Origin of the sequence: Exiguobacterium sp. s78 (assembly GCF_018618985.1) — a bacterium.
GTDB classification, from domain to species: domain Bacteria; phylum Bacillota; class Bacilli; order Exiguobacteriales; family Exiguobacteriaceae; genus Exiguobacterium_A; species Exiguobacterium_A abrahamii.
In genome coordinates this window covers 1,452,013-1,469,904 of record NZ_JACSNB010000001.1, presented here as the reverse complement: position 1 = coordinate 1,469,904, position 17,892 = coordinate 1,452,013, and the positions used below count along the sequence as shown (strand labels likewise).

At 45.9% G+C, this 17,892-nt stretch carries 23 protein-coding genes; 8 read left to right on the top strand and 15 right to left on the bottom strand.

Translation table 11 applies throughout. The annotated features are described in order from the left end of the window. Position 1 precedes the first annotated feature (1 nt). On the top strand, positions 2-640 hold the full coding sequence (locus tag KNQ18_RS07645; RefSeq protein WP_215084327.1) for an ATP-binding cassette domain-containing protein: 639 nt from the start codon (positions 2-4) through the stop codon (positions 638-640). A 51-nt stretch (positions 641-691) separates the two neighbouring features. On the opposite strand, the gene KNQ18_RS07640 is transcribed toward KNQ18_RS07645, so the two are convergent. From KNQ18_RS07640 to KNQ18_RS07630, 3 genes are all read right to left on the bottom strand, one after another. Further along, on the bottom strand, positions 692-1,597 hold the full coding sequence (locus KNQ18_RS07640; RefSeq protein WP_214804804.1) for a TerC family protein: 906 nt from the start codon (positions 1,595-1,597) through the stop codon (positions 692-694). 218 nt (positions 1,598-1,815) lie between these two features. Further along, positions 1,816-2,766, bottom strand: coding sequence for a TIGR03571 family LLM class oxidoreductase (locus tag KNQ18_RS07635; RefSeq protein WP_214804806.1), 951 nt, complete (start codon positions 2,764-2,766; stop codon positions 1,816-1,818). Between the two features lie 11 nt (positions 2,767-2,777). Beyond that, a complete protein-coding gene (locus KNQ18_RS07630; protein ID WP_215084325.1) occupies positions 2,778-3,980 on the bottom strand; it encodes an MFS transporter in 1,203 nt (400 codons plus the stop codon). Between the two features lie 311 nt (positions 3,981-4,291). On the opposite strand from KNQ18_RS07630, the gene KNQ18_RS07625 reads away from it, so the two are divergent. Together KNQ18_RS07625 and KNQ18_RS07620 are read left to right on the top strand one after the other, a co-directional pair. Beyond that, positions 4,292-4,621 (top strand): winged helix-turn-helix transcriptional regulator, encoded by a 330-nt coding sequence (locus KNQ18_RS07625; RefSeq protein WP_055967696.1) that lies wholly within the window; start codon positions 4,292-4,294, stop codon positions 4,619-4,621. 65 nt (positions 4,622-4,686) lie between these two features. Then, positions 4,687-5,304, top strand: coding sequence for a hypothetical protein (locus KNQ18_RS07620; protein WP_174316222.1), 618 nt, complete (start codon positions 4,687-4,689; stop codon positions 5,302-5,304). 57 nt (positions 5,305-5,361) lie between these two features. Here KNQ18_RS07620 and KNQ18_RS07615 read toward each other — a convergent pair whose 3' ends face one another. The 4 genes from KNQ18_RS07615 to KNQ18_RS07600 all read right to left on the bottom strand — a co-directional run bounded on the left by KNQ18_RS07615 (position 5,362) and on the right by KNQ18_RS07600 (position 7,008). Further along, the gene (locus KNQ18_RS07615; protein ID WP_035397713.1) at positions 5,362-5,664 is read right to left on the bottom strand and encodes a hypothetical protein; all 303 of its coding nucleotides are present in this window, start codon (positions 5,662-5,664) and stop codon (positions 5,362-5,364) included. 109 nt (positions 5,665-5,773) lie between these two features. Next, the gene (locus KNQ18_RS07610) at positions 5,774-6,466 is read right to left on the bottom strand and encodes a hypothetical protein (protein WP_055967703.1); all 693 of its coding nucleotides are present in this window, start codon (positions 6,464-6,466) and stop codon (positions 5,774-5,776) included. A 25-nt stretch (positions 6,467-6,491) separates the two neighbouring features. Beyond that, positions 6,492-6,692, bottom strand: coding sequence for a hypothetical protein (locus KNQ18_RS07605; RefSeq protein ID WP_035397707.1), 201 nt, complete (start codon positions 6,690-6,692; stop codon positions 6,492-6,494). A 16-nt stretch (positions 6,693-6,708) separates the two neighbouring features. Beyond that, entirely contained in the window at positions 6,709-7,008 is a 300-nt protein-coding gene (locus KNQ18_RS07600) for a hypothetical protein (protein WP_214804812.1), read from the bottom strand. Positions 7,009-7,196: 188 nt separating this feature from the next. Between KNQ18_RS07600 and KNQ18_RS07595 the strand changes: the two genes are divergently transcribed. The 3 genes from KNQ18_RS07595 to KNQ18_RS07585 all read left to right on the top strand — a co-directional run bounded on the left by KNQ18_RS07595 (position 7,197) and on the right by KNQ18_RS07585 (position 9,246). Next, positions 7,197-8,114, top strand: a complete 918-nt coding sequence (locus KNQ18_RS07595) for an NAD(P)-dependent alcohol dehydrogenase (protein WP_214804814.1) — start codon at positions 7,197-7,199, stop codon at positions 8,112-8,114. Positions 8,115-8,206: 92 nt separating this feature from the next. Beyond that, positions 8,207-8,959: a collagenase gene (locus KNQ18_RS07590; RefSeq protein ID WP_251133315.1), complete on the top strand. Its 753-nt coding sequence runs from the start codon at positions 8,207-8,209 to the stop codon at positions 8,957-8,959. Positions 8,960-8,985: 26 nt separating this feature from the next. Continuing rightward, the gene (locus tag KNQ18_RS07585) at positions 8,986-9,246 is read left to right on the top strand and encodes a hypothetical protein (RefSeq protein ID WP_214804816.1); all 261 of its coding nucleotides are present in this window, start codon (positions 8,986-8,988) and stop codon (positions 9,244-9,246) included. Positions 9,247-9,339: 93 nt separating this feature from the next. Here KNQ18_RS07585 and KNQ18_RS07580 read toward each other — a convergent pair whose 3' ends face one another. Both KNQ18_RS07580 and KNQ18_RS07575 read right to left on the bottom strand, forming a co-directional pair. Continuing rightward, the gene (locus KNQ18_RS07580; RefSeq protein WP_215084323.1) at positions 9,340-9,666 is read right to left on the bottom strand and encodes a hypothetical protein; all 327 of its coding nucleotides are present in this window, start codon (positions 9,664-9,666) and stop codon (positions 9,340-9,342) included. Between the two features lie 388 nt (positions 9,667-10,054). Then, positions 10,055-11,113 (bottom strand): serine hydrolase domain-containing protein, encoded by a 1,059-nt coding sequence (locus KNQ18_RS07575; protein WP_052017145.1) that lies wholly within the window; start codon positions 11,111-11,113, stop codon positions 10,055-10,057. A gap of 109 nt (positions 11,114-11,222) precedes the next feature. Here KNQ18_RS07575 and KNQ18_RS07570 point away from each other — a divergent pair, with 109 nt between their 5' ends. After that, on the top strand, positions 11,223-12,098 hold the full coding sequence (locus KNQ18_RS07570) for a MerR family transcriptional regulator (protein ID WP_215084321.1): 876 nt from the start codon (positions 11,223-11,225) through the stop codon (positions 12,096-12,098). A 145-nt stretch (positions 12,099-12,243) separates the two neighbouring features. Here the strand turns inward: KNQ18_RS07570 and chbG are convergent, their stop codons facing one another. The 5 genes from chbG to KNQ18_RS07545 are packed head-to-tail and all read right to left on the bottom strand — an operon-like array spanning position 12,244 to position 16,195. Beyond that, complete coding sequence (gene chbG, locus KNQ18_RS07565) at positions 12,244-12,936, bottom strand: chitin disaccharide deacetylase (RefSeq protein WP_214769773.1); 693 nt, start codon at positions 12,934-12,936, stop codon at positions 12,244-12,246. Further along, on the bottom strand, positions 12,929-13,231 hold the full coding sequence (locus KNQ18_RS07560; protein WP_215084319.1) for a PTS sugar transporter subunit IIB: 303 nt from the start codon (positions 13,229-13,231) through the stop codon (positions 12,929-12,931). The genes chbG and KNQ18_RS07560 overlap by 8 nt, the downstream gene beginning before the upstream one ends. Further along, positions 13,228-13,527 carry a PTS sugar transporter subunit IIA gene (locus tag KNQ18_RS07555; protein WP_214724268.1) on the bottom strand — a complete coding sequence of 100 codons (300 nt, stop codon included), beginning with the start codon at positions 13,525-13,527 and terminating at the stop codon, positions 13,228-13,230. Before KNQ18_RS07555 ends, KNQ18_RS07560 begins: the two co-directional genes overlap by 4 nt. 29 nt (positions 13,528-13,556) lie before the next feature. Further along, the gene (gene celB / locus KNQ18_RS07550; protein ID WP_215084317.1) at positions 13,557-14,876 is read right to left on the bottom strand and encodes a PTS cellobiose transporter subunit IIC; all 1,320 of its coding nucleotides are present in this window, start codon (positions 14,874-14,876) and stop codon (positions 13,557-13,559) included. Further along, complete coding sequence (locus KNQ18_RS07545) at positions 14,873-16,195, bottom strand: 6-phospho-beta-glucosidase (RefSeq protein ID WP_215084315.1); 1,323 nt, start codon at positions 16,193-16,195, stop codon at positions 14,873-14,875. The genes celB and KNQ18_RS07545 overlap by 4 nt, the downstream gene beginning before the upstream one ends. Before the next feature lie 173 nt (positions 16,196-16,368). Here KNQ18_RS07545 and KNQ18_RS07540 point away from each other — a divergent pair, with 173 nt between their 5' ends. After that, on the top strand, positions 16,369-17,085 hold the full coding sequence (locus KNQ18_RS07540; RefSeq protein ID WP_058713528.1) for a GntR family transcriptional regulator: 717 nt from the start codon (positions 16,369-16,371) through the stop codon (positions 17,083-17,085). A gap of 99 nt (positions 17,086-17,184) precedes the next feature. On the opposite strand, the gene KNQ18_RS07535 is transcribed toward KNQ18_RS07540, so the two are convergent. Beyond that, positions 17,185-17,538 carry a hypothetical protein gene (locus tag KNQ18_RS07535; RefSeq protein WP_055967732.1) on the bottom strand — a complete coding sequence of 118 codons (354 nt, stop codon included), beginning with the start codon at positions 17,536-17,538 and terminating at the stop codon, positions 17,185-17,187. Between the last annotated feature and the right edge of the window lie 354 nt (positions 17,539-17,892).

Genomic DNA, 17,892 nt, shown 5'->3' with positions numbered 1-17,892 from the left:
CATGGAAATGATCAAGCTCGAGCAGGTCACGAAAGGGTATCAAGGTAATCCGTTATTCGCAGACGTCGATTTGACGATTCAAAAAGGAGACATCGTCGGCATTACGGGACCGAACGGTTCAGGAAAATCCGTCTTATTCATGATGATTTGCGACTTCATCCATCCGGACGCGGGAACGATCACCGTCCGGAATGAACAGCTCGGTCCGACACGACGCTTTCCGGAAAACGTCGGCGTCATCATTGATCGACCGGGTTATATCGCTCATAAATCAGGGTTTGATAACTTAAAGCAACTCGCAGCGATCCGTAAAGTGATCACAGATGCCGACATCGAACAAGCGATGCGGACCGTCGGCTTACAGCCTGGAAATCGTCAGAAGGTCAAACAATATTCGCTCGGAATGAAACAAAAGCTCGCAATCGCGCAAGCTATCATGGAACAGCAGGACATTTTGATCTTGGATGAGGCATTCAATGCACTCGATCACGATAGTGTCTTGCGTCTGCGGGAACTTTTGTTGTCGTTCAAAAAAGAAGGGAAGACGATCATCTTGACGAGTCACAATCAACAGGACATCGACGCACTTTGTGACTCTGTCTACCGGATCAATCAAGGTCGGCTCGAACAGGTCGGCTAATACAAACAGGGAGTGGATCAACGGATCCACTCCCTGTTGCATTACAATTGATTATTTTCCTGGCTTCGTCTTGTAGAAGCTGTAGAAGACGCTGATCAGGATCACGAGGACGATCGTACCGAGTGACATCCAGATTGGCATTTTGTAGACGTCACTGAAGATCATTTTCGCTCCGATGAAGACAAGCATGAAGCTAAGACCGTGTTTCAAGTAGTAGAAACGATCAATCAAGTTCGCGAGGACGAAGTAGAGACTACGGAGTCCAAGGATCGCCATGATGTTCGCATAGAAAATGATGAACGGGTCACGCGAGTACGCGAAGCTTGCTGCGACCGAGTCGACGGCGAAGACGATATCCGAGATCTCGATGAAGACGAGCGCGATTAAGAGTGGCGTGAAGAACAACTTCCCATCAATCCGTTTCGCGAACTTACCAGACGAGATGTCTTGCGTGATCGGTAAACGTTTCTCTAACCAACGAATCGTTTTGTTCTCTTCGAGCGACGTCTCTTGACCGATGTTTTTGTACATCATCCAACCAGTGTAGACGAGGAACGCTCCGAAGATGTAGTAGACCCAAGCGAAGTTCTCAAGCAACGAAACACCAGCGACGATGAAGATGACGCGGAAGAAGATTGCACCAAGAATACCCCAGAATAAGACTTTGTGCTGATACTTCAATGGAATCGCGAAGTATGCGAAGACGAGTGAGAAGACGAAGACGTTATCAATCGCGAGAGCCTTCTCGATGAAATAAACGCTCGTATATTCGATTGCAGCGGAGCTACCTTGATCGAAGTAGAGCCAGCCCCCGAAGGCAATCGCAATCGCGATCCAGACGAACGTCCACGTCCAGGCCTCCCGAAGCGAAACTTCATGTGCCTTACGATGGAAGACTCCAAGGTCAAGAGCGAGCATGATGAAAACGATGGCTAGAAAAGCAATGAGTAGTGTCAACAGCGCTTCCTCCTTTAAGGTAATTGTTATCTTGAATTTATTATAAGGTCACGAGAACTCAAAAGTAAAGAAATAAATGTTCGGAATGTGCAATTGGTTAAAAAACAATCCCCGAAAGTGGAAGAATGTATTCGAAGTGATGTGCGATGAAACGACATGAAACCCAGTTCCGAGAAGGGACTGGGTTTCATGCATGTTACTTTTAATTATATAAGTCATCATGATAAGGGAGGGAAATGCGGTAAGACGTACGTTCCGAGTTCATCGATGACGTCTTCTGCTGATCGCTCACCGTCGAATAGCGCGAAGAATAAATGATTGACGCCAAGCTCACGATACAATTCCAGCAACTCGATCAGTCGATTGCGACCGATCCGAAAACCGAGTCGAATCGGTGTCGCTTCCTCGTTCGGATCCGCGGATAAATCAAGATGCATCGGCATCGAAAACGGGCGAAACGTTGTGTTACCGGCTGCTTGACTCGCAGCACGCCATTGCTCGATGGCACGTGCTTGTTCGAACGGTCCTTGCGGATAATACATCCAGCCGTCGCCGTTTTCTGCGAGCCAGTCCATATCCTGCTGTGCGAAACCCGTGATCATCGTCGGGATTCGTTTCTTTGGTCGTGGCACGAGTGTCGCACCACGGACTTCCCCATACGTCGAATCGATTTGCGGATAGTCTTCGTATAAGGCTTGTTCCATCACTTGCAGTGCTTCCTTGAACTGAGCACCACGACTTGGATGATCGACACCAAGTCCATTGAAGTCGGCTTGCCGGTCACCGGACGAGACACCGAGAATCAAACGTTCCGGGAACAACGCATCAATCGTCGCGACTTCCTTCGCAGAGCGTAACGGATGACGGAGCGGCAGGACGAGTGCTGACGTTCCGAGGGCGATGTGTTTCGTTTGGCTAAGGAGATGCGTCCCGTATATCAGCATGTCATGAATCTGTCCGACAGCCGGATCAAGAAAATAAGGATCCTTTAATAAGACGTCGCGTAACCAGAGTGTCGTAAAACCATAGTTCTCTGCTTTTTGTGCGAGCTCGACTTGATTGGCAAGCGTCGGCGTTCGCATCTTGAAATTCTCGAGCGGGACGTGGAGACCGAGCGTGAGCTCGCCCTCCCGGTACATCCGCTGATAACTTTTATGATCGTTAAACATAGTGGTCCTCCTTATTGATGTTCGAGACGACGCGAGACACCCGTCAAGATGACGGCAAGGATAACCATGATTCCGCCGACCCATGGCGTGTGGACGAGACCGATCGTATCGGTGACGAGACCACCAATCGTTGCTCCGAGTGCGATTCCGATGTTGAAGGCTGCGATATTCAAGGCAGATGCAACATCGACTGCTGCTGGGACATATTTTTCAGCCAACTGGACGATATAGAGCTGTAGTCCAGGGACATTCATGAACGCAAGGAGTCCCATTAAGATGATGCCGATGATACCGGCGACCTTGAACGGAATCATGAACGAGAGGGCGATCATGACGATGGCATGGATGATGAACATATAGAACAACGCTTTAATCGGATTACCGTTCGCGAGTTTTCCGCCGACCGTGTTTCCGATCGCAACCGCGATTCCGTAGACGAGCAGAATGATACTGATTAAGCTCGGACTGATTTTCGTGACGTCCTGCATGATCGGTGTCAAGTACGTAAAGGCGACGAACGTTCCACCGTAACCGAGGGCAGTGATCAAGAAGCCGAGCATCAAGCGTCCGTTCGTCAACAATTTGAACATGTCGGAGAACTTAGCAGGTGGTGATTGTTTCAAGTCTTTTGGAATCAAGAAGAAACTTGCGATGATTGCGATGATTCCGAGTGCAGCAACCGCGAAGAACGTCGCGCGCCAGCCGAATGATTGACCGATGAATGTCCCGAGTGGTACACCTGTGACCGTTGCGACTGTCAGACCTGTGAACATCAAGGCGATGGCACTCGCTTTTTTATGCTCCGGTACGAGCTGGACGGCAATCGTCGCACCGATTGAGAAGAAGACACCGTGCGAGAAAGCAGTGATGAAACGAGCAGCGATCAACAATTCAAACGTCGGTGAAATCGCGGAAACGAGGTTACCAGCAATGAAGACGACCATCAATGCCATCAGTAACGTTTTCCGATTCATTCGGTTCGTTAGTGCCGTCAGGATGGGTGCACCGACGGCGACACCGATCGCGTAACCAGAAATGATGAGACCAGCGAGTGTGATGCCGATATTTAAGTCACCAGCGATCGCTGCGAGCAGTCCGACGGGAACGAATTCCGTCGTACCGATCCCAAAGGCGCTGATGGCTAAGGCAAGTAGGGCAAGTCCGCCGTTTCTTGGGACCTGTTCCTCCTGGATCCGTGATTTTAATTGATTCATAGGGATTCCTCCTAAAAATGATTTCAGTAAGGATCGTGTTCAGTGGGCCCGACCGAACATGATCCGATTGACATGAACCCAGCATAACCGGGGTGTTTCATTTCGGGAAGTACGTACTTTAAAGTGCGATAGGCACTAAAAAGTACCCTACTCCTTCATTTAGATGCAAGGTCTAAAAGGAGGTTGTACTTTCCGTTGACAATTGCTATCATATAGCCAGCTAATCTGCTTGGGAAGTACGCACTTTCAAGTACGATAGGCACTAAAAAGTACCTATGCCCTTAACGGAATCACGAAAGGATGGAACATATATGCCATACAATATCCCGGTCGAAGCAACACTTGAAGTCATCGGTGGAAAGTGGAAGGTCGTCATCATGTGTCATTTGATCAAAGGCGAGCGTCGGACGAGTGAGCTCCGCAAGCTAATGCCGACGATTACGCAAAAAATGCTGACGCAACAATTGCGCGAGTTAGAAGAAGACGGCGTCATCATCCGGACGGTCTTTGAACAAGTCCCACCGAAAGTCATCTACTCGTTATCCGAGTACGGCTGGTCGCTGAAGCCGATTCTTGACGCGATGTGCGCATGGGGAGAAGGACATATTGATTTGACGGGTGGAGAAGTCGTCTCGTCATGACGAACAAAAGTGAGTCTCGCTCGAGGCTCACTTTTTTGAATACATATACAAGGTGGGGAAAAAAGATGGAGCAATCAATCGTTCAGTTCGATTCGATTACAGTCAGTTTTGAGGATAAAGCCGGCAGACGCCAGTCAATCGAGGAGTTTGCACAAGGATTCGAGCATGGCATCTTATTTTTCGGTCATCCGCCGGAAACCAATGATATCAAAGTCGTCCTTGATCTGAAGACAAACTTTGGTGAACGGACGTTTCGATTTAACTTTTGCCGGATGGACCGGGCAATCGGCCATTATCTAATCGATGGGTTGGTCTGGAAATGGGTCATCTTGTGGGAATGGTACTACCAGGAGAGTTATCAAACGGGTGAGTCCTACCATATCAATCGTCCAAAGGAAGGAATTCGTGATTTTTATCGACAAATCGATGTACAAAATGAGACCTGTTCGAATGATTATTTAGAGTCAGGCATTCACGAGGAGGACGTATCGTGTACGGATAGTTATACAAATTTTGAGAACCTAGATTGGGTCACCGAGGGAGATCCGATTAATACATTAGAACGGATGCGGAACCAAGGTGTCTTTTTCGAGTATTATTTTAAAACCTGGATTGATTTAGAGCATTCATTGCCCGCGATTCGACGCGTCATGGATGAATTGTATGCACATACACCTGAATAATGCTTAATCAAATAAGCACCGCTCCCTCTGTCATTGACAGAAGGAGCGGTGTTTTGGTTAGAACGCTTTACGTTGACCTTTTAGAATCGTCTGTTGCAAGGGACCAAAGTCCCCCGGAACCGTCCGTTCCATGAACAGGTACGGTTTTCCATCGACGATGAATTTTCGATCTCCAAGATACTCGAAGTGGCGACCGTCATCCTTTAATCTTCGCTTAACAGCTTGAATATGGTCTTCATGATGGATGAACCGCTCGTTAAACGTCATGACGATATTTCCTTTTTTGAATCCGAGTAAGAAGACATAGTAGAACCAATAGGCAACGAGACAAATACCAACGGCCAATAACAAATCATACATGTGTGTCGAGCTCCTTTCGTGTATACAGATTTTTACGAATATTACTGTAAAAAGATTCAATCAATTTCAATTAAAAGTAAAAAAGTATTCATCCGAAGATGAATACTCGTTATTTTTGAGCGATATATCTCTTTTGATCGAAATCATATTTAAATTCAACGATCATCCATTCATCACCCGTTGGATTCCGATACGAGTAAAAGAGCGATGTCTGTTTTTCTGGATATTCGACTGTACTGTCATTGTAGGCTTTTCCGATCTTAGAGTAATCTTCTGTGCGGTGAGCCGTCATGACACCTAGCCCTTTACCTGAAAGAATATGATCGAATTCAGCCATCGTCATGCCTGGTTTAAATTTCTTTCCTGGTAAGAGTCGCTTTTTCGAAGGCGTTTTAGGGGTGTATTCCTTTTGCGCAAGATATAACGTGTGACCTTCTTGTTTCGTTTTGAAGATCAGGTGCATGCGCTGTAAAGACCAATGATCGTTTTTTTCATCGTACGGATAAAATGAGAAAGCGTATAAAGCATAGTCGTCTTTGATCTCACTCAATACTACCTTGTGATTGAGTGTCGTGACGCCGTGTTCTTTCTTTATGTATTTCTTAAACGATTTTCCGTAAAGCGACTTTGCGACGTCTGTCGCGGTCATGCCGAGTTTTAGCTTTTTGTAAGATGTATACTCCTTAGTCACTGCATCGACAGAATGAGGTGCGAAAATAGCACCAATCATCGAAAGCGTGATCAGAAGCGCGAAGAGTACTTTCAACTGAATAAGGTGTGATTTTTTCGTACGTGCCATCATGATTGTGTCTCCTTTGACAAACTTATTAAAAACTGTGCGTTTCTTTTCGTTTGAGATACCAGAGTAGTCCGAGGGTAATGAAAAAACCAATCGCACCTATGATTCCGATGAACAGGAAACCAATGAGATCATTGCCGATGTTCTTTTGAAAAAAATAGGATGAACCAAAAATCGCAGTGGTAATCATGAAAATATTGCGTAGATGGCGAAGTACTTGGACTATCATGGAGAACCCCTCTTTCTTAGTTTTTCGTTCGACGGATCTCGGTCGCGACAATCGAGTCCTTTGCAAACGTCACTTGAATCGTATCACCCGTTTGAATGGCAGACGTGTTATCCGTTTTGCCATACACGATCGTGTCCGTTGTGACGCGAATCTCTGTTAATGCATACTGCTCGTCTGGATGTTGTTCACTTGGAGCGACGAATAACGTATCCCCTGTAACTTTCTCGACGATATGTGTATCGTTCTCGTGTGTACAGGCACTAAGCGGCAAACTAAGGAATAGAATAAAAGCGAAAAGCCACCGACGTGTCGGCATGAACCAGGCACCTGCTTTCGTCAGTTAATAGGGTTAGATGAAATCTTATTATTATATAAATTTTACCAGTTGTGATGCTGATTGATGCGAATTAAAAAAACTTTCTTACTCCAAAACAACAGGAATTCGGATCGAAATCGGCGTATGATTAAGGGAATACCATCATCTCGATATGAGGAGGCATTACGATGAAGGCAGCCATCTGTACCCGCTACGGATCCCCTGACGTCTTGCACATCACAGAGGTACCACGCCCGGTTCCAAAATCAAACGATCTACTGATTAAAGTATATGCATCTGCCGTCCATTCCGGAGATCGTCGCATGCGTTCGCTCGATGTTCCGCTATTGGGGAAGCTTCCGATGCGCCTAGCTGTTGGCTTTAAGCGACCGAGACAACCAATTCTTGGCGTTGTTCTTGCCGGTGAAGTCGTCGAAGTCGGTCGAGACGTCAAGCAGTTTCAAGTCGGAGACCGTGTCCATGCCTTGACCGGATTTGGCTTCGGTGGATACGCCGAATATGCGTGCGTGTCTGAGAAACGTTGCATTGCAAAAATGCCGCAGCACGCATCGTACACGGAAGCGGTCTGTCTCCCGTTCGGTGGTACGACGTCGCTCCATTTCTTCCGAAAACTCCAAATCGATCAGATGAAGACGATCTTGATTTACGGTGCGTCGGGCGCTGTCGGGACGGCTGCCGTTCAGATCGCCAAAGCAAAAGGGCTGCAGGTGACGGCTATCTGTAGTGGACGAAACACGGAAAGGGTCAAAGCGCTCGGTGCCGATCACGTCATCGATTATACAAAGGACGGCTACGATGGATTGTTGCTGAAGTACGATGCCGTCTTCGATGCGTCCGGAAAGATCAATAAGACGCAAGCGAAACGGCACGTCAAACAAAACGGTGCCTTTGCATCCGTCGCGGGGCAGGGTGTCGCGAGAGAACGGAAAGAGGATCTACACTATTTGAATGAACTGTTTGAAGCGGGACGATTTAAAGCCGTTATCGACCATATCTATTCCCTTGATGAGATCGTCGAAGCCCATCGTTACGTTGACTCCGGACAAAAATTCGGTAACGTCGTCGTGTTAATAGCAAACGAATGATTTATCGAACCACCTGGGTCAGGTGGTTTTTTTATGTTTATCCAATATATGTTAAAATAAAATAGGCTTTTTTAAGGATGGGGGATATAGCGATGATGAAACAGATTCATGCGTTTGAGACAAAAACGGACTATGACAAATACGAAGCGGTCACGCATCGCTTTCAAGCACGGTTAGACGAGTATCAAACGATCTTACAAGAGAAGTATCAACTGATCGACGTGTCGAAAGGAATCGTTTGGACGTCAGCGGAACTCGCGACGACCGTCTTCTCGGACATTCCGATTCCAGCATTTACGAATAAGGACTTAATTTACATATCACCAGACGTTGCAGAATGGCGAACGTTATTTTTGTCTCAACTCGACGGGAAGGACGTACCGCATATTCGAGCGTTCTACGAAACGCTCGCGGAAGATCACGTCTTGACGATTGCTGGTCATGAACTGACCCATCACTTGGATTTGTTCGTTGATGAATTCGACGATGAGAGAGAAGACGGAATCTGGTTCGAAGAGGGGATGTGTGAGTATCTACCCCGCAAGCATTTGTTGTCGGACGAAGCATTCAAGCGAATTACGACAATTGAGACAGAACTGGTCGAGCTCTTTCAGGAGGAGTATGGAGCGCGCTCGATTGATCAATTTGGGAGTTTCTCCTATACCGGTAGTCTGTCGAGTATCATGTTTGATTATTGGCGGAGCTTTCTCGCAATCCACCATCTCATCGAGGAACGATATGACGGGGACGTCTTACGCGTTTTCGAAGCATATCGGAACTGGCATGAGCAGGGGCGGATCGTGCCGCTCTCCACATACTTTAATCTTCAGACGGTAAGACGCTAAGCTGTGTTTGTAGAGGAGGAGGGCTTATGAATCGTTACAGTATTCTTTCGTTATCTGCATTCATCTGTTTTTGTTTCTTATTTTTCTTGATGAAGAGCGGAGTCAGTCTGAAAGGGTTTGGAAGCGTCTATATCCTGCTTCTGTTTATCGTTCCGTTAGTCGGCGTATACACAGGGTACAAAACGAAGCATCGAGTACTTAGATGGCTATTCGTTGGTATCCATCTTATTACGTTCTGTATGATGTCCTATTTACTGTTACTGGCTTACGGTATTTCTGAGTCGTAAAAAGGTTAAACGAAAAGGTCAGTTGATTCCGAGTAAAAAGAATCTTCTGACCTTTCGTGATATGTAGTGTGAAATTAGAAAGCATCACGTGATTTAGTTTCGCTTCGGCAAACTAGTCGTCGTGCCCATCTCGACGACGTGATCATCTTGAAGACGATACAAGAAATATTCCTCTTTTTGAAGTCCTTGCCCCTGTACTTTTACGGCAATCTTATAGCGTTTCTCTTTATCGCGGTGTTTGTCGTCATAAGCAGAGTGGAGTGAGACGACACGAGCTGGACCGTATTTTTTCTCGACATAGGTTTCGACTTTTGTGCTGACGTGCTGCTCGAATCGTTCATCGTATCGGACGTCTAAGTAAAACAGCAGTCCACCTAATAGGAGTGAGGCAACCAAAACGTTCATTCCGACTTTTTTCAATTCATCACTTCCGATCGTTCCATAGCATTGAACCTAGAAAAGCTGTTACTAATGATCGGAAGACGATGCATCATAACAGCGATTGAATCATTAATTTGAAAATCTACATCATTTGAGTGATTGCTTTAAAGATCGACTCCAACTAATTTAAGAATGATGACGATCGTGATAGCTGAGAGCGCAAAAGAACCGGCAAAAGCAAGCTGTTTTTTCAAAAGTATCTCCTCCTCATGAAAAGGTTACCATTATTATACCATTAAGTAATGTATCTGTAAAATTAATTCCAATTAGAACCCTGGATTTTCATCATAAAATTTTAGGAATAGATGACAACATCCCCACTCCTCGTTTTGTCAAGAGAGCAGTGATTTTTCATGTTTCCTACATTCTACTTTATTAATAGTCGATGAATCGCCCTTGCCTCAGCATATGTCGATTCCTGTCCGAACCAACGATAAGTGAGAGTTGATAATGGCGAAGTTCCAGTGTCATTCAATAAAGCGATAGATAAATTATTCTTCCGATCAACGATTAAAAACTGTCCGCCTGATCCCACTCCCCATAACAGAGGATTTTTAGCATTTGATTCTAACCACCAAAGATATCCATATCCTGAAAAACGATCGACGTCCGAAATCTTAGAGTAAGCCATTGTACTCTCCTCAACCCACTTGATTGGAATAACGGATCGTCCTTTCCACTTACCATCTTGGGCATAAAGCGCACCAAATCGGGCAAGGTTTTCGGCAGACATATAAAATCGATACATCGGAATGGATGTTTCTTCATTCTTTTCATAAGTGACATGAGAAGGGCTGAATGTTTTCATGCCAACAGGCTTGGCGATCCATTGTTCAAAAGCATCTCCGATTTTCATTTTCGTCTCTTTCTCAAGAATAAGACCCAACATGTTAAAATCCCAATTGTTATAGTAATAAAAACTTCCTGGAGTATGACTTTCACGTTTTGGACGTAAATCTTTCATTCGTTGTGATTCACCCAATGCGTTTAAGTAGATACCTGATCGTGCTTGTAATAAGTCCCGAATTGTTGCGGACTTCTCTTGTTTCGTTAAGGGTTGCTTGGAATCATCGACAGAGAGTTGTCCCAATGTCATATCCAAGTCTACTAACCTTTTTTCCTCTGCAATCCCAAATAGTGCACTGATGATGCTTTTACGAATAGAAGCAACATTATACAATTCGTTCGAAGAGCCGATGGATGCCACTTGTTGGGTATCCTGAATTGCATATAATGCGTCCGACTCATTGCGTTTCATCTGCTGTTGAAGACTTATCTTCAACTGTTCAGTATCTGTTTTACTTTGAAGTGAAATATTTTCATTATCTGTTTCGTTTTGTACGAACGGGCGGGTAAGATAGACGAAAAGACTACCAATTACTATTAGAGATAAAAATAAAAGAGTACGTTTCCTTCTTGACTTCATAGTTCAGTTCTCCTTCAATCAATGTTGTGATGACACTGATTGATTATCAACCTTCAAGTAACTTTAAGGTCAAGCTTTCTATAAAATATAGTTTAAAAGGAGAGATAACTTGAGTTTATTTAAAATTGGAGAGGCTGCAAAACAAAGTGGGATACCTGCATCGACACTACGATATTATGATCAGATTGGTCTGATCCGTTCGCGTCAAATCGATTCACATAGTAAGTATCGATATTACACACAACACGACATCACACATATGAAAATCGTCCAGCATCTGCGCAGGATGAATTTTTCTCTTGAAGAAGTTCAACTTTTTTTAAACGAAAGAGATGTGAATCTTCAACTTGGATTGTTAGATAAGAAGAAACAAGAAATTAAGTTAAAGCGGTTGGCACTTCTTCAGACTGAGAAGGAAGTGCATCGCCGAATCGAATCTATAGAAAAGGAATTAATTTCATCAACAATCACGAAAAAGGATAGTTGGGAAATAGTAGTGAAACATTTTGATGAACGACCTATTCTATCGAAGCGAAAGATTTTCGACAGAGGCGGAATTGATATCTATCAAGACGCGTTTCTACAGTTACTCAAAGAAAATTCGTTTGAGGATGTACCCGTTACATCGCTCGTGTTACAGCATCATCATATCCAACTAAATGAAGAATTTTCTCACTTCGAAAGACATCTTCCAGAAATCGATTTAGAGGTAGGCGTGCTTCTTCCTTCCATGACATCCCCGTTTCAGAATGCGACTTTGCCTAGTGGTAGTTATGCTTGTATTGTGAGTAGAGGTATGGCAGGGAAGGAACGTTTTCGTAAATTATATTCATTTCTACAAGAATGGCTTCAAGAAAACAACTATAAAGTCGAGGGACCATTAATTGATATCGTCTTAACAGACTTCACTCAGTTAACTGCGATTGATTATACGGAAGATATACTTTCTGAGACTCAATTTCGCATTACACCAAATAATGCGTAGTGTGAAAGCAACAATCATTTTGTACTTTAATTTTATATATGTAAAATTAATTCTAAAAAAATCGCAATTTCTTATTACAACGTTTCATAAAGAAAATGACAACATCCCTACTCCTCGGTTCGTCAAGGCAGTAGGGATGTTATTTTCATGTCCACCAATCCGGTGGAGTATATCTCGTTAAAAGATCTTTCTCGACGAGTCGCTGATTCACATAAGATGTGACGCTTGGAAGTAACGCATCCATGTTGGCAGGGTGCACCATGACCTCAACGGATGAACCGGGTGTGATTGAATCAAGTGTCGCAAACGAAACGCCCTCTCCATAAAACCGCTCATCGAAGCGATTCGTCAGCCAGAGATCCCGGTGCTTCTCGTTCCCCGCAGCACGGAACGTCGTTTGATATTCGTTAGCGAGATCGACGATGATGGAATCGATCGCGGACCAGCCGTGGATATGATGGTGACTGTCTAAGTGATGCAACGACAGCCCGGTAGCAAGAAAAGCTTCAATCTGGGCTTTCCATTCTAGGTAGACGTCTTTAGGATCCGGTGGCTCTTCTTTCAAAAAGCGACTCGTGAAGCGGAACGTTCCGTCCTCCTTCGTTAACGACTGACTTGTCGAAGCGAGCGGTTTTCCCCAAGAGAGCACGAGATGTACGCCGACATGCAGGTCCGGGTGTTGCTGAGAAAGTCGAACAGCTTCTTCGACCGCATGTCCGTTCATCATCAGCGTCGTCGAATTGACGGGACCGTAAAGATGACTCTCGATGATGCCTTGGTTAATACCCGTCGTCAAACCGAAATCATCAGCATTGACGATTACACGCGTCTTAGGCATGTGCCGTGCCAGTCAGCGAGAGTGCTTGATCAAGCACTTGATCGCCCTTCATCAACCCGTATGCCATGTTGTCAATCACAGCAACCGGCACGTTAACTGCTGTACGGATTTTGTTCTCGAGGTAGCGGACTTGCGGACCGATCAAGATGACGTCCATCATCGTATGTTCCTTTAGTCGCGATTCGGGTACTGCTTCGATCGTTGCGTCAAGCCCTCGTGCTACGGCTTCCGTCCGCATTTTTTCTACTAAGATTGAAGTGGACATGCCTGCTGAGCAGACGAGTAAGATATTCATTTCGCTTCCTCCAGTCGATTGATTTTAGTGATCATGTCGATCATCTCGGTCGCCAGTTCCTTGACCGTCATCGCCGTCATCAGATGATCTTGAGCGTGGACGAGTAGGACGCTCATCTCGTTGCTGGTTCCTCGTGCTTCTTCTTGTAAGAGTTCCGTTTGGAGTTTATGTGCTTCAAGAAACGAGGTTTCAGCTTCTTCCAGCTTTTCTTTTACGAGCGCAGCGTCGCTGCGTTTGGCAGCGGCGATCGCCTCAAACGCACTTGATCGTGCATTTCCGGCATGTAAGATGATCATGAACGATAATTGTTGGATTGATTCTGTTTTCAACTGATTTTCTCTCCTTCGTGGATGCTGTCTTTATTTCGATTGATTTCGGCAGTCATGGCGCGTGCTCCTGCTACGACGAACGGGATGTAAATGAGTGTCGCGAGCGTCAAGTTGAACACCTGAAGTAGGACACCGCGGATGCTACCACCGGTGACAAGGTACCCGCTGATGATTGGTGGTGTCGTCCATGGTACGATAGCGACCGTCTTTGGAACCATTCCGGTTGATAATGCAACATATGAGACGACCGTCAAGACGACCGGTGCGAGAATGAATGGAATCAACATGACCGGGTTGAGCACGATCGGCATACCAAAGATGACCGGTTCGTTGATGTTGAACAGCCCGGCTGGAGCGGATAGCTTAGCGACTTGATGATAGGGATGATTGCGTTGTTTCCTTACGACGATGAAGATGGCGAGTAGAAGTGACAAAGTCGTACCAGAGCCACCCATGAAGACGAACGCATCGAGGAACGGTTTCGTTACCGTATACGGGACATCATAAGCGGAAGCGCCAGCTTGGAAGGCAGCTAAGTTTTGTTCAATCAGCGGCAGGTAGATTGGCTCGATGACCGACCCGATGATGTTCGTGCCGTGTAGACCGAAGAACCAGAGGACATGGTTCAACAAAGCGATGATCAGACCAGCGGCAAGCGAATCACCGAAACCTTGAAGTGGCTGTTGGATTGCCTTGAAGATGACTTCGAAGATGCTGAGTTCGAGTTTTATTTGAATGAACAACTGGATCGCAGCAACGACCGTCAAGATGATCATCGAAGGAATCAATGCTTGGAACGATCGGGTGACACCACCGGGCACCCCCTCCGGCATCCGGATCGTCAGCTTCGTATGGATGAGAAGGCGGAACGCTTCCGTCACGAGGAGCGAGACGATGATGGCGACGAATAAGCCTTGTGCGCCGAGCCAAGCGAAGCTAAGTCCCCAGTCCTTCGTGACCGGAACAAGCATGACATAAGAAGCGATCGACAGGATACCAGCGGCAAGACCGTCGATATGGTAGGACCGTGCCAAGTTATAGGCAATCGAGAAAGCGACTAGTAAGCCGAGGATCGCGAAGGAGGCATTCCAGATGTTTCCGCCGAGCCGTTGCCAACTGCCTTCACCAAAAGCGTTATTCATCGAGCCGACGAAGTCGAGCGACCAGCTGCCGAGCTGGATGGCAGGGAAGTTATTGATTAGGATCGCGAGCGAACCGACGATGATGAGCGGCATGACGGAGACGAACCCGTCACGGATGGCGACGAGATGGCGCTGGGAACCGATCCGTCCGGCGATTTCAATGAACTTGTTCATGAGAGAACCTCCTTAAGTTGGAATTGGGGTAAGTACGGGTGATGCGCGCGAAACAGCTCTTCAAGTAAAGCGTCGATCCGTTTTTCGTCTTGGATCAATGGGTTCATCAGTGCAGCGAGATAAGCATCCTCATACTTCCCGGAGATGGCGGCTTGAATCGTCAGTTGCTCGAATGTCTTTAAGTTCGTGATCAGTCCACGCACGTGGAGTGGTAAGCTACCGATCGACAGAGGTCGCGGTCCGGCTTTTGTGATGACGGCGTTGACCTCGATGACCGCATCTTCCGGTAAGTCACGGATTGTTCCTTGATTCAGCGTATTGACGGTTTGGATATCACCACGGTCGTTATAGAGCGAGTCCATTAAATTACACGCTGCATCCGAGTAGTAGGCTCCACCGCGTTGCTCAAGCTCCTTCGGTTTTACATCGAGCGATATGTCTCGGTATTGCTCGAACAGTCGGCGTTCGACTTCTTGGACGACTTCAGCGCGTGTCCCGTTCTCTTCGTAAGCCTGTAAATCTTTAGCGAGTACGTCACGCGTTTGGAAATAATACTGATGGTATGGGTTCGGCAACATTTTAATTGAATTCAGGAACGACTCCGACCAGCCGAGTCCGACGATATTCGCTGGTGAGTAGTCATTCCCTTGACGCAATGCAGCAAGAACGTCTGCCGTCCGGTCTACACCATTCACCGTGACTTGTCGACCAAAGATGAAGTGATTCAATCCGATGAATTCGATTGAGACGTGCTCGACAGGGGCATGTAGGATTTCAGCAACGGAGTTCCGCATGTTGAACGGGATGTTACAGACACCGATCACCTTCTGATGCTTGGAATGTTTCAATAGTGCTTCGGTCACGATTCCTGCAGGATTGGTGAAATTGATTAACCAGGCGTTGGGACAAAGTTCCGTCATCTCATCAGCGAGCTCAAGCAAGACGGGAATCGTCCGGAACGCCTTGAACATACCGCCAGCGCCATTCGTTTCTTGTCCGATGAAGCCATGCTTCAGTGGGATGCGCTCATCAAGCGCACGTGCCGCAAGACCACCGACTCGGATTTGCGTCGAGACGAAGTCGGCTCCGCGGAGCGCCTCTTTTCGATCGAGCGTCCAACGAAGCGTGATCTTCACGTTAGACTTGTCAATCATCCGTTGAGCGAGTTGACCAACGACTTCAAGCTTCTCTTTTCCGTCTTCGATATCGACGAGCACGACCTCATCGACCGGAAAGGAGTGGTGACGCAGAATGAATCCTTCGATGATTTCCGGTGTATAGCTGGAGCCTCCACCGATGATGACGACCTTGAGTGGCATGTTGTGAATTCCTCCTTATGAAAGCGATTTCTTTTTGTTGTAACAAATGTAACAAATAATACAACTTAGAGCAATATAAAAATACAAATAAAACAAATTATGATTTGTATTTGCATTTGTATGATGTCTGTATCACAATAAAGGCACAAAGGATTAGAGGAAGAGGTGGGGGTATGTCGCAATCGACGTTACAGACGGCAATCAAGGAAGAGTTACTGTCGCGAATCAAGAGAGGCTATTACGAAGAAGGGAAAAAATTCCCGACGGAGTATGTACTTTGTGAAGAGTTCGATGTCAGTCGGACGACCGTTCGAGGTGCATTGAACCAGTTGACGCTTGAAGGGTATCTGATTCGACAGCAAGGGCGTGGGACGTTCGTCGCCGGTAAAAAAGTTCGGCAGACCTTGTCGCATACACCAAACAATTATGCCGCTCAGTTAGCGGTGCAAGGAAAGCGGGGCGAGGTGTCGTTGATTCAATTGTCTGTCGTCTCTGCGACCGACGTCCTAACGGAAGTCTTTCCTGTAGAAGAGCAAGCGCCCATCCAGAAGATTGAACGGATTCGTCATGCCGACGGTGAACCGACACAATATGAGATCTCATTCATCCCGTGGTCGATTGCTCCAGGAATTACGAAGGAACAAGCAGAACATTCGTTGTTTGATACGCTATCGAAGGTCTTCGATATCCAAGTGGCGAAAACGACGGAGTCACTCGAAATCGTCTTAGCGGATGAAGCCATCAGTAGTCATCTGAAATGTCCGGTCAATGCGCCGTGTTTTTATATCGAGACGGTGACAGAGGATCAGGAAGGTCAGATCATTGAGTATTCACGATCCTACTTCCGTGGGGATAAGACAAACTTTGTGATTGAACGTTCGTATCGTTAAATGGAATAGCATTGTTGCCGAGAAGCACGAAAAAAGGTTGAATCCCTTCACACATCGAAATGGATTCAACCTTTTTTGACGTCATCATTTTGTTTCAACTCACATTATGCTAAGTAATAGTTGAGGCTGTTCGGAGAGTAAGTAATCGTTTTCGACGTAGCGATGATAGGACAATGACGAATCGTTCACATGAAATAGCGTCAACTGTCGACTCTCGAAGTCGACTTCTTCTATGTAGACAAGTTCTGTAATGCCACCGGAATGATGGGGAGGAAGCAGTTTTAAGGATAATCTTTCCCGTAAAGCGATGAATAACATGACGTCCATTTTATAAGTCATAGTAACGGAAGTATCATTGTGAAGAATAATGGATGAATCGATGGAGAGACAAATAAGCGGATTCATAGTGGGTAACGATACCGGATGAGTCATTTCTTTTTGAAGGTGCTGCATGATGAACCTCCCTATAATAAGAACGTATGTTCATATTATGGGGTATGAATACATTTTTTGCAATATTATTTGAGGTGAATCGTTTATCAAGGCATCAATCATGATTGTTCAAAGAGTTTGAATGGAGTTTTATAGATGGATTCTGGTACAAACGATAAGATCATGCTTTTCAAAAAAGGATGCTGAATTTTCATAGGTTTTGAGATAATCGGATCATATCCGTGCACCGGATTCCGTTTTCAATGATTTCCTTTTTGTAGTGCCTCAAGAAGTAGTTCGTATCGACACCGATTATTCGAAATCTAGACGTTTGACTATCTTATATGAGGGTTCTGCCACTAGCAAAAAATTCAT